This is a genomic window from Methylobacterium sp. (assembly GCF_019750675.1).
Taxonomy (GTDB): Bacteria; Pseudomonadota; Alphaproteobacteria; order Rhizobiales; family Beijerinckiaceae; genus Methylobacterium.
Genome location: NZ_JAIEOF010000334.1, coordinates 1 through 11,315 on the forward strand (window position 1 = coordinate 1; position 11,315 = coordinate 11,315).

Annotated in this window: 11 protein-coding genes; 8 read left to right on the forward strand and 3 right to left on the reverse strand. The window is 67.5% G+C overall.

What is annotated here, in order from left to right; genetic code table 11:
* The first annotated feature begins 355 nt into the window (after positions 1 to 355).
* Positions 356 to 793 (forward strand): Hsp20 family protein, encoded by a 438-nt coding sequence (locus K2X24_RS16970; RefSeq protein ID WP_243913663.1) that lies wholly within the window; start codon positions 356 to 358, stop codon positions 791 to 793.
* Positions 794 to 874: 81 nt separating this feature from the next.
* A complete protein-coding gene (locus tag K2X24_RS16975) occupies positions 875 to 1,159 on the forward strand; it encodes a DUF1150 domain-containing protein (RefSeq protein WP_238280758.1) in 285 nt (94 codons plus the stop codon).
* Between the two features lie 99 nt (positions 1,160 to 1,258).
* Here the strand turns inward: K2X24_RS16975 and K2X24_RS16980 are convergent, their stop codons facing one another.
* Entirely contained in the window at positions 1,259 to 2,035 is a 777-nt protein-coding gene (locus K2X24_RS16980; RefSeq protein ID WP_292499514.1) for an alpha/beta hydrolase, read from the reverse strand.
* A gap of 183 nt (positions 2,036 to 2,218) precedes the next feature.
* Here K2X24_RS16980 and K2X24_RS16985 point away from each other — a divergent pair, with 183 nt between their 5' ends.
* Positions 2,219 to 3,445, forward strand: coding sequence for a glycosyltransferase family 4 protein (locus K2X24_RS16985; RefSeq protein WP_292499515.1), 1,227 nt, complete (start codon positions 2,219 to 2,221; stop codon positions 3,443 to 3,445).
* Between the two features lie 195 nt (positions 3,446 to 3,640).
* On the forward strand, positions 3,641 to 4,162 hold the full coding sequence (infC, locus tag K2X24_RS16990; protein WP_238280755.1) for a translation initiation factor IF-3: 522 nt from the start codon (positions 3,641 to 3,643) through the stop codon (positions 4,160 to 4,162).
* 200 nt (positions 4,163 to 4,362) lie between these two features.
* Here infC and K2X24_RS16995 read toward each other — a convergent pair whose 3' ends face one another.
* Positions 4,363 to 6,693 carry a glycogen debranching N-terminal domain-containing protein gene (locus K2X24_RS16995; RefSeq protein ID WP_292499516.1) on the reverse strand — a complete coding sequence of 777 codons (2,331 nt, stop codon included), beginning with the start codon at positions 6,691 to 6,693 and terminating at the stop codon, positions 4,363 to 4,365.
* Positions 6,694 to 6,855: 162 nt separating this feature from the next.
* Positions 6,856 to 8,004, reverse strand: a complete 1,149-nt coding sequence (locus K2X24_RS17000; protein ID WP_292499517.1) for a glycosyltransferase family 4 protein — start codon at positions 8,002 to 8,004, stop codon at positions 6,856 to 6,858.
* Between the two features lie 424 nt (positions 8,005 to 8,428).
* On the opposite strand from K2X24_RS17000, the gene K2X24_RS17005 reads away from it, so the two are divergent.
* The 4 genes from K2X24_RS17005 to K2X24_RS17020 are packed head-to-tail and all read left to right on the forward strand — an operon-like array spanning position 8,429 to position 11,312.
* Positions 8,429 to 8,794, forward strand: a complete 366-nt coding sequence (locus tag K2X24_RS17005; RefSeq protein WP_238280752.1) for an NADH-quinone oxidoreductase subunit A — start codon at positions 8,429 to 8,431, stop codon at positions 8,792 to 8,794.
* A 60-nt stretch (positions 8,795 to 8,854) separates the two neighbouring features.
* Positions 8,855 to 9,442 (forward strand): NADH-quinone oxidoreductase subunit B family protein, encoded by a 588-nt coding sequence (locus K2X24_RS17010; protein ID WP_238280751.1) that lies wholly within the window; start codon positions 8,855 to 8,857, stop codon positions 9,440 to 9,442.
* Between the two features lie 15 nt (positions 9,443 to 9,457).
* Complete coding sequence (locus K2X24_RS17015) at positions 9,458 to 10,105, forward strand: NADH-quinone oxidoreductase subunit C (protein WP_292499518.1); 648 nt, start codon at positions 9,458 to 9,460, stop codon at positions 10,103 to 10,105.
* 16 nt (positions 10,106 to 10,121) lie between these two features.
* Positions 10,122 to 11,312, forward strand: coding sequence for an NADH-quinone oxidoreductase subunit D (locus K2X24_RS17020; protein WP_292499519.1), 1,191 nt, complete (start codon positions 10,122 to 10,124; stop codon positions 11,310 to 11,312).
* Positions 11,313 to 11,315 lie beyond the last annotated feature (3 nt).

Below are 11,315 nucleotides of genomic sequence, written 5' to 3' on the forward strand. Positions count from 1 at the left end.
CCGCGACGCATCATGCGCGCTGGGCATATCCGAGGTGGCCTGCGCAGATCAAGGTCAGTGCCGAATATCAGAGGAATTCCAAACTGTTACTGAGAGCCCCTGTCCGGCTAAGCTTCGCCTCTGGCAAAATCTCCCGAACAAGATTGCCGAATAATCCCGGTCCGGCAGGGGGTTCGCTCGGGCCGGCGGGGACCCGCCGCCGCGAACCCTTGATGCGGTCGGTTCCCGCCTCCATATCGCGGTGACCGGTGGGAAGCCTCCGGCAGGGGTGCTGCGCAGGCGGGCCCCGATCACCACAGTGCCTTGCTGAAGTGCCTCGCTCTCGTTTCGGGCTTCGCTGGAAGGACATGCGTTCGTGACGACTCGGCCCTCTCCGTTTGGACACCCGTTTCTTCTCGGCTTCGACGAGATCGAGCAGGCCCTCGATCGCGTGTCGAAGGCCGCCAACGACGGATATCCACCCTATAACATCGAGCGGCTGGCGCGCACGGAGAACGAGCCCGAGCGCCTCCGCATCACCCTCGCGGTGGCCGGGTTCACCCGTGACCAGCTCGACGTGATGCTGGAGGAGAGCCAACTCGTCGTGCGTGGACGGCAGATCGACGACAAGTCGCGTCAGTTCCTCCATCGCGGCATCGCCGCGCGCCAGTTCCAGCGGGCCTTCCTGCTCGCGGACGGCATGGAGGTGATGGGCGCCGACCTCTCGAACGGCTTGCTCTCCATCGATCTGACCCGGCCGGAGCCGGACCGGATCGTCCGCAAGATCGCCATCGCGTCCCGCGACGAGGCCTGAATTGCCGGGCTTTCACGGGCTTTCTCGAAACCGCCGGAAACAGGTTTCGGCGTACCGCTCTGCCACTAAGGAGGGCAGTTCATGACCGACTTCAGCATCAACCCGATCACGCAGGCCGATCTCGATCCGGCGGAATTCAACGTGGCCGATCTCGCGGCCCTCGGCGAGGGGCACATCGCCTACGTGCGGCCGATCAGCTCGGACGAGGTGAAGCGCATCTTTCCCCAGGCCCCCGATCTCAGCCCGGGTCTCGATCTGTTCGCCCTCCTGTCCGCCAGCGGCGCACCGATCCTGCTCGCGGATTCCCGGGACGCCATCGTGGCCAACGCGGCCGCCAACGACCTCCACACGGTCAGCCTTCACTAGGCCGGTTTCGCAAAAGCGGTTGCCGGTTTTGCGCCTGAAATCTGCGACGCATCAGAGAGCTCAGCAGGGTGAAGCGTTGGCTTGCCAAGGCGCACCTGCTTAGATCTCCGCCACCGCCCCGAGCAGCCGCGCCAGATCCTGCGGCCGCGAGAGGCGGTGGTCCCCATCGGCGATCAGGGTGAGGATCGTCCCGGCCGCCGGCAGGCACTCCACCACTTTCAGGGCGTGCGTGTAGGGCACATCCGGGTCGTCCATGCCCTGGAGGATATGCACCGGGCAGCCGGGATCGAAGGGCGCTCCGAGCAGGTTGTGCGTCCGCCCGTCCGCGATGAGGTCGCGGGTGATGGGGACGGGGTTCGGGTCGTACTGGCTCGGCCGCATCCAGGCCCCCGTGCGCTCGATTGTTTCCCGGATCTCCGGCGTGAAGCGCGTCCACATCAGGGTGTCGGTGAAGTCGAGGGCCGGGGCGATCAGCACGAGGCCGGACGGCGCCGGCAGCCCGTCGCGCGCGAGCGCCCGGGCCAACAGGCAGGCGATCCACCCACCCATCGAAGACCCGACCAGGATCGGGCGCTCGGACGCATGGGCGGCGATGACCGCGCGGGCGTCCGCGAGCCAGGTCGAGATCGTGGCCTGCGCGAACACCCCCTCCGATTCGCCGTGGCCGGTATAATCGAACCGCACGAGCGCCCGTCCGTGGCGCGCCGCCCAGTCGTCCAGGGTCATTGCCTTGGTGGCGCCCATATCGGAGCGGAAGCCTCCGAGCCAGACCAGGGGTGGCCCGTCCCCGGCCCGTCGCCGCACCGCGATCCGCCGGGCCTTCGGACCGTCGCCCACCGTGACGAACTCGGGGGCCTCGTTCGGGACCTCAGCCATTCCTTAACCCTTGCGCCGCGTTGCATCGAACTTGAAGCAACGGCTTCGCATTTCGTTTACCCGGCCGTAAAGCGCGGCGTTCAAGCTCACGGCCATGACCGACCACCCAGACGGACACCGCGACGCTCGGGACGGCAGCCCGAACCCCATCTTCCCGCACCCCGTCGTCCCGAGGTCGATCTCGTGAGCGGCGACGTTCGCGGCGGCTTCCCGAGCGATCGGGTCCCGCTCTCCGGCGCCACCATCCTGCAGATCATCCCCGAACTGGACGCGGGCGGGGCCGAGCGCACCACCGTGGACGTCGCCGCCGCCCTGGCCGCCGCCGGGGCCCGGGCTCTGGTCGCGACGGAGGGCGGACGCCTCGTCGGCGAGCTTCAGGCCAAGGGCGGCATCTGGCTGCCCTTCCCGGCGGCCTCGAAGAACCCGCTCGCCATGGCGCTGAACGTCGGGCGCCTCGCGCGCCTGTGCCGCCGCGAGGGCGTGCAGATCGTCCATGCCCGGTCGCGGGCCCCCGCCTGGGTGGCGCTGGGCGCGGCACGGCGCCTGAAGCTGCCCTTCGTCACCACCTATCACGGCAGCTATTCCGGCCGTACCGGCGTGAAGGTCCTTTACAATTCCGTGATGGCGCGCGGCGACGTGGTCATCGCGAACTCGCACTATACGGCGGACCTGATCCGCAGCCTGCACGCCGAGCAGGCGGGCGACCGGGTCCGGGTGATCCATCGCGGCACCGACCTCGCCCTGTTCACCCCCGGGGCGGTCCCCCCGGCCCGGGTCGAGGCGCTGCGCCGGGCCTGGGGCGTGGCGCCCCATGAGCGCGTGGTGCTGCTGGCCGCCCGGCTCACCGGATGGAAGGGCCAGCGGGTGCTCATCGAGGCGGCGGCCCTGATGCGCGACCGGGGGCTGTCCGACGTGGCCGTGGTGCTGGCCGGGGATCCGCAGGGCCGGGTGGCCTACGAGCGCGAGCTCGACGCCCTCATCGCCGCGCGCGGCTTGTCCGGCATCGTGCACCGGGTCGGGCATTGCACCGACATGCCGGCGGCGTTCCGCGCGGCCTCGGTGGTGGCGGTGCCTTCGGTGGAGCCCGAGGCCTTCGGGCGATCGGCGGTGGAGGCCCAGGCGCTCGGGACGCCCGTCGTGGTCTCGGATCTCGGCGCCGTGCCGGAGACCGTCCTGGCCCCGCCCGAGGTGCCGGCCGCCCAACGGACGGGTTGGCGCGTGCCGCCCGGGGATGCCGCCGCCCTGGCGGACGCCCTCGCGGAGGCCCTTAGCCTCGGCGCCAGCGCCCGCGATGCCATGACCCGGCGGGGGCGCGCGCATGTGGAGGCGCATTTTTCCCTTGAGGGCATGGTCGGGGAGACGCTGGCCGTCTACGCCGACCTCATCGCCAGCCGGGCGCTCCGCTCCTGAGCCGGAGAAGTGCCGCGGCGTTTGAACCAAAGCCCATCGGCCGTGTTGACTTGGGCGAGAGTTCAGTCAAGGTGTCGCACCGAATTTCGTGCGCGGCGGGTGGCCAGGATCAACCTCGAGTGAGGTTGGGATTCGTGGGCTGCCATTTCGTCGTTTCATCAGGAGATCAAAGCCATTCGTAGACCAATGAGAGCTATGCCGGCCCCGCAGAAGGACGGGCCGCGCGCCAACCGGGATATCCGTGGCGTTCGCGAAGTGCAGCTCATCGACGATACCGGGCAGAACCGTGGCGTCGTCGCCTTCTTCGACGCCATCGCGATGGCCGAGGAAGCCGGCCTCGATCTCGTGGAGATCGCGCCGAACTCCGTCCCTCCCGTCTGCAAGCTCCTCGATTACGGCCGCTTCCGCTTCAACGAGCAGAAGAAGCAGAACGAAGCGCGCAAGAAGCAGAAGACGGTCGAGGTCAAGGAGATCAAGCTCCGGCCCGGTATCGACAAGCACGACTACGACACGAAGATGAAGGCCGTGATCCGGTTCTTCGAGGAGGGCGACAAGGTCAAGGTGACTCTGCGCTTCCGCGGCCGCGAGATGGCCCACCAGGATATCGGCCTGCGCCTGCTGGAGCGGGTCAAGAACGAGACCCAGGAGATCGCCAAGGTCGAGAGCGAGCCGATGCTCGAAGGCCGCCAGATGATCATGATCCTGGCGCCGCGCTGACGCGGCGCTCTCCGAGGTCGCATTCGACGCCACGCGCCGTCCTCCTTCGGGAGGGCGGCGTTTTTCGTTTGTCGAGCTGGGTGGGGACGCGGCGGCACCCCTCCTGACCCTCTGGCCCCTCCCCGGTGGGGGAGGGGAGAGGCGTGGCCTCGCCGCCGGGATCTCAGGCCTCGCCCGGACCCCGGCTCGAGGCGTCGTCCTCACTTCAGCAGCGAGATCTGCGCGTCTCCGGTCCGGCGCAGGACGTTGACCGTGACGTCCTCGCCGTAGCGCTGCAGGCGCAGGTCCACCCGTGAGGTGCCGAGCTTCAGGTTGAAGATCGAGACCCCGTCGAGGAAGGACGGGAGGATTGGGTTGCGGAAGCGGACCCGGTTGCGGTCGTGGTCGATCTCCAGGCCGAGGCAAGCCGCCAGGAACGCGAAGGGGGCGGCAGCCGCCCAGGCCTGTGGCGAGCAGGCCACCGGGTAGGAGACGGGTCCGCGCTGGTGGCGCCGCATGAAGCCGCAGAACAGCTCCGGCAAGCGCTTCTGTTCCTGGTAGAGGGCCGTGTCGAACATGCCTTGGAAGATGCGCGCGGCCTCCGGCTTGAGGTCGTAGCGGGCGAGCCCCAGGGCGATCAGCGCGTTGTCGTGCGGCCAGATGGACCCGTTGTGGTAGGACATCGGGTTGTAGCGGGCCTCGCCCCGGGCGATCGTGCGCACGCCCCAACCGTTGAAGCCGTCCTTCGACAGGAGGTTGGCCGCCACACGCGCCGCCCGCTCCGGCAGGGCGATGCCGGTGAACAGCGCGTGGCCCGCATTGGACGAGCGCACGGCACATTGCCGCTTCTCGCCGTCCAGCGCCAGCGCGTAGGTGCCGATCTCCTCGCACCAGAAGGCCTCGTCGAAGCGCTCGCGCAGGGCGCGGGCCTCCTGGCCGAGGCGGTGGGCGAGGTCGTCGTGGCCGAGCAGGGCGGCGAGCTTGGCGGCCCCGTTCTTGGCCGCGTAGACGTAGCCCTGCACCTCGCAGAGGGCGATCGGCCCCTTGGCGAGGTTGCCGTCGGCATGGAAGATCGAGTCGTGGCTGTCCTTCCAACCCTGGTTCTCCAGGCCCTTGTCGGTATCGCGGGCGTATTCCACGAACCCGTCGCCGTCGCGGTCGCCGTAGCGGTTCATCCACTCCAGGGCGAGCTCCAGGGCCGGCCAGATCGCCGCGATGGTGTCCCGGTCGCCGGTGACGGAATAGTATTCCCAGGCCAGCATGACGAAGAGCGGCGTGCCGTCGATGGTGCCGTAATAGTGCCGGAACGGGACCTCGCCGAGCATCGCCATCTCGCCGCGCCGCGTCTCGTGCAGCACCTTGCCGGGCTGCGCGTCGGCGGCCGGATCGACGGCCTTCGCCTGGGTCGAGGCGAGGTAGCGCAGGACGCCCTTGCCGAAGTTCGGGTCGATCCACAGGGCCATCATCGCGGTGATGATGCCGTCGCGCCCGAAGACCGTGGAGTACCAGGGGATGCCGGCGAAGGGGTAGATGCCCTCCGGCGTGCGGCTCGCCAGCATGTAGAGGTCGGCGGTCGCCCGGCAGGCGGCCTCGTTGAACTGGTCGTTCGACGAGATGATCGTGGTGATGCCGGCGGTGAGCTGGCGCAGGTCACGGCGCGAATCGCGGTAGGCGCGGGCGAAGATCACGCCTTCGGCGAGGCCCTTCGGATGACGCGCGGAGGCCGTGCTGCCGGCCGCGTGGGACAGGCCGGCGGCCGCATCCTCGCCGACGCGCTCGGCGGCCGGCGCGCTGGTGAAGGCGCGGTGCGATTCGAACACCACCCGCAGGAACAGCGAGGCGCGCCCGCCCGGCGGCAGGGAGACGACGAACTCGGCCCGGCCGGGCTCGATGTGCTTGGGCGTCGGGCCAAAATGCAGGCTGGTGGTGCGCACGACCTCGTCGAGGCCGACATAGCGGAACTGGACCTCGGATTCGCTGGCCACCTGCACGCTGCGCTTGCCGCGCACCGGACGGTCCATGCCGCGCACCTCGAAGAGATCGCGGAAATCCGCGTCGAAGGTGACGGCGACCTTCAGGTGCCAGTGACGCGAATCGTAGTTGCGCAGGCCGATCCGGTCGTAGCAGGCGCCCCGGAACAGGAACTTGGTGCGCTCGATCGCGATCAGCTCGCGCGGAATCGTGGTCTCGTCATGGGCGTCGATGCGGATGTCGGGCGTCGTCATGTCGACGCTCAGCGCGCCGTTGTCGTCCTGCATCACCGAGGAGAGCAGCAGCGGGCGCTGGTCCTCGATGGTGACGTGCATGCGTGAGAGGTAGCGGGTGTCCTGGAAGTAGAGGCCCTCGGGCCCGGGCAGAACGCCGATGTCGCCGTAACTGTCGAGGACCGCGAAGGCCTCGCCGTACTTCAGCGAGCGCAGCGGGCGCTCCACGAGCGAGGTCTGCGCCTCGATATGATACTGCGGCAGAACTTCGTCGGCGTCCTGGAAGCCATGGGGAATCCGCGCCTCGGGCGCGGTCTCGGAGGTCGCCTTGAGAGTGTCCGCTGCCATGCCTGCGCGTCTCCGGAGATGGGGGTCGAATCGAAAAGGGCCGCCGGTCGCAAAATTGCGGCGCGGCGGCCCTCAAAGGCAGAGGTAGTGCGGCAATCTTGCGGCGCCAGCCTGTACCGGCACCGAGCAAGAGCGATGCCGGAAGGCCCGGCGTGCCGGCCGTCAGGCCGGCATGGCCGCGACGGAGATCGACGGCAGCGACGAGCCGTTCAACTCGCCGTAATGCGAGGAGAACGCGCCCGCGTGCGGCAGCTTGATGATGTCGGCGGAGCCGGCGAGCAGCCGCTCGTAGGCGGCGACGTACTTGCGCACCATGCACTCGGCGGTGAACTGGGACTCGAAGTGCTTGCGCACCCCGGCCCGGCTCATGGTCTTGACCTTGTGGACCGCCGCCACGGCATCGTCCATCGAGTCGCAGAGGACGCCCGAAACGCCGTCGGCGATGACTTCCGGCACGGAGCCGTTGCGGAAGGCGATCACCGGCGTGCCGGCCGACATGGCCTCGATCATGACGAGGCCGAAAGGCTCCGGCCAGTCGATCGGGAAGGCCAGCGCCAGGGCGTTGCCGAGGAAGTCCTTCTTCTGTTCCTCGTTGATCTCGCCGATGAACTCGACGAGGGGATGGTGGATCATCGGCTCGATGACCTCGTCCCAGTAATCCTGGTCCGCCTTGTCGACCTTGGCGGCGATCTTGAGCTTCACGCCCGAGCGGATCGCCATCTCGATGGCGCGGTCGGGGCGCTTCTCCGGCGAGATGCGGCCGAGGAACGCGAGGTAGCCGCCCTTACCGTCTAGATCTTTGGCCTCCGGGTAGAACGGGCAGTTCTGGGCCGGCAATCCGTGATGGATGGTCGAGAGCCAGTTGACATTCTCGGGCATCGGATCACGCTGATTGTCCGAGATCGACACCAGGGGCATGCCCGTGAAGGTCCGGTAGACCGGCATGAAATCCGGCACGTCGAGACGACCGTGCATCGTCGTGAGGCACTTGTGGTTCAGATCCTCGAACATCGGATATTGAAGCAGGTCGATGTGGAAGTGCAGGATATCGAACTCGTGCGCCCGCTTGTGCACGTGGTGCAGCATGGCGAGATGGCTCGCGGTGTGATCCCGGTAGCCGAGGAGTCGCAGACCTTCCGGCGTGCAGGCCGCCAGCTTGGCCGAAGTCACTGAATCACCGCTCGCGAACAGCGTCACGTCGTGGCCCTGGCGGACCAGCTCTTCCGTGATCCAGGACACCACGCGCTCGGTGCCGCCGTAGAACTTCGGGGGTACCGCCTCCGAGAGCGGAGCAATCTGAGCAATGCGCACGAAGCGTCTCCTGTGAGGTCGAATTGTTGCGCCGACCTAACGCGATCCGGCCTGAGTGGGACATGAACGAAACAGGCGGCCAAGGTTATGGTTCCCGAGGTTCGAGGTCCGCCAGCCCCGCCTGACACTTCGTCCCAGATGTCCCCGATATCCCTGGTTCGCGCGGTCTGGTATACCAGTCAGGCAGCCGCTCGGTCCTTCAAGAACCCGGCCGCCGTTTTCCCTGCGCGGATCGGTCGTGTTGTGCGGAACGAGAGGAGAACTACCTGAGCCGCATGCCTGGAATTGTGCGACGCACGACGCCCTTGTTTCACCTCGGGGGCTCGTCTAAGCCTCGCGCCCGTGCAGTCTGGCATTGGAGCAATTCCATGTGTCCGGCCCTGCCCGGAGCGCCCCGCATGCCCGCGAACACGAGAGGTCCAGCATGACCGGCCTGATGGCAGATTACCTGCCGCTCATCGTCTTCATCGGCGTGTCGATGTTCATCGCCGTGGCGCTCCTCGTGGCACCGTTCCTTGTCGCCTATAACAGCCCCGATCCTGAGAAGTTGTCGGCCTACGAGTGCGGTTTCAATGCGTTCGATGACGCGCGCATGAAGTTCGACGTCCGCTTCTATCTCGTGGCGATCCTGTTCATCATCTTCGATCTCGAAGTCGCATTCCTGTTTCCCTGGGCAATCACCTTCGGGGAGCTCGGCTGGTTCGGCATGTGGTCGATGATGGCCTTCCTCGGCGTTCTGACCGTCGGCTTCGTCTACGAGTGGCGCAAGGGCGCCCTCGAATGGGACTAGCGCCCCCGAATCGCGCAATCCTCGAAGTCCGACCGTCCGAAGCCTGATCCCGAGAAACCGATGGCCTTCAGCCCCGACCTCTCCCGCGCCCCGGCGATCGCACCGGCCCCCAAGGGGATCATCGATCCCAATACGGGCCTGCCTGTGGGCGCCAACGACCCGACCTTCCTGTCGATCAACAGCGAACTCGCGGATCGCGGCTTCCTCGTCACCTCCACGGACGACCTCATCAACTGGGCCCGCACCGGCTCGCTGATGTGGATGACCTTCGGCCTCGCCTGCTGCGCCGTCGAGATGATGCAGATGTCGATGCCGCGTTACGATTGCGAGCGCTTCGGCTTCGCGCCGCGCGGGAGCCCGCGCCAGTCGGACGTGATGATCGTCGCCGGCACGCTCACCAACAAGATGGCCCCGGCGCTCCGCAAGGTCTACGACCAGATGCCGGAGCCGCGCTACGTGATCTCCATGGGCTCCTGCGCCAACGGTGGCGGCTACTACCACTATTCCTACTCGGTGGTACGCGGCTGCGACCGTGTGGTGCCGGTGGACATCTACGTTCCGGGTTGCCCGCCCACCGCCGAGGCGCTGCTCTACGGCGTGCTCCTTCTCCAGAAGAAGATCCGCCGCACCGGCACGATCGAGCGCTGAGGAAGGACGCACCGCATGACCAACGGCATCAGCATCCTCGCGCACACCAAGCCGGCTTCCGGCGCCGATGCCCTCGATCGCCTCGGCGACCACATCGCTGGCGCACTCGGGCCCGCGATCGTCTCCCGCGCAATCGCGTTCGGCGAGTTGACCCTCGTGGTCCAGGCCAGCGACATCGTCTACGCGCTGACCTACCTGCGCGACGACCCGGCCTGCGCCTTCCGCTGCTTCATCGACATCTGCGGGGCCGACTACCCCGCCCGCGAGAAGCGCTTCGACGTGGTCTATCACCTGCTCTCGCTGCGCCATAACACCCGCATTCGCCTGAAGGTTCAGACGGACGACCAGACGCCCGTCCCCTCGGTGATCGAGGTGTTCCCGGCCGCGAACTGGTTCGAGCGCGAGACCTACGATCTCTACGGCATCCTGTTCTCGGGCCACCCGGACCTGCGCCGGCTGCTCACCGACTACGGTTTCGAGGGGCACCCCCTGCGCAAGGACTTTCCGCTCACCGGCTTCGTCGAGGTCCGCTACGACCAGGACGAGGCGCGCGTGGTCTACGAGCCCGTGAAGCTCACCCAGGAATTCCGGAACTTCGACTTCCTCTCGCCGTGGGAGGGTACCGAGTACGTGCTCCCGGGCGACGAGAAGAAGTCGGCTTGAGCGGCGGAGCGAGGCCATGACCGAGCACAACATCCGCAACTTCGCGATCAACTTCGGGCCCCAGCATCCGGCGGCGCACGGCGTGCTGCGCCTCGTTCTGGAACTCGACGGCGAGATCGTCGAGCGGGTCGATCCGCATATCGGCCTGCTCCACCGCGGCACCGAGAAGCTGATCGAGCACAAGACCTACCTGCAGGCGACGCCCTACTTCGACCGGCTCGACTACGTCTCGCCGATGAACCAGGAGCACGCCTTCTGCCTCGGGATCGAGAAGTTGCTCGGGCTCGAAGTGCCCCGTCGCGCCCAGCTCATCCGCGTCCTGTTCTGCGAGATCGGCCGCATCCTGTCCCATCTCCTCAACGTCACCACGCAGGCGATGGATGTCGGCGCCCTCACGCCTCCGCTCTGGGGTTTCGAGGAGCGCGAGAAGCTGATGATCTTCTACGAGCGTGCCTCGGGGGCGCGTCTCCACGCGAATTACTTCCGGCCCGGCGGCGTCCACCAGGACCTGCCACCCGCGCTGATCGACGACATCGAGGCGTTCTGCGACCCCTTCCTGCAGGTGGTCGACGACCTCGACAACCTCGTCATGGCCAACCGCATCTTCAAGCAGCGCAACGTCGACATCGGTATCGTCACCGTGGACGAGGCCATGGCCTGGGGCTTCTCGGGCGTGATGGTGCGCGGCTCCGGCATCCCGTGGGACCTGCGGAAATCCCAGCCCTACGAGTGCTACGAGGAGATGGAGTTCGACATCCCCGTGGGGAAGAACGGCGACACCTACGATCGCCAGGTCATCCGCATGGAAGAGATGCGGGAATCCGCGAAGATCATGAAGCAGTGCTGCGCCAAGCTGCGCGAGCCTCCCGGCCAAGGACCGATCGCCGCGACCGACGGCAAGATCGCGCCCCCGCCCCGCCGCGAGATGAAGCGCTCGATGGAGGCGCTCATCCACCACTTCAAGCTCTACACCGAGGGCTTCCACGTGCCCGCGGGCGAGGTCTACGCGGCCGTCGAGGCGCCCAAGGGCGAGTTCGGCGTCTACCTCGTCTCCGACGGCACCAACAAGCCCTACCGCTGCAAGATCCGCGCTCCGGGCTTCGCCCATCTCCAGGCGATGGACTGGATGTGCCGCGGCCACATGCTGGCCGACGTGTCCTGCGTGCTCGGCACGCTGGACATCGTGTTCGGCGAGGTGGACCGGTGAGGA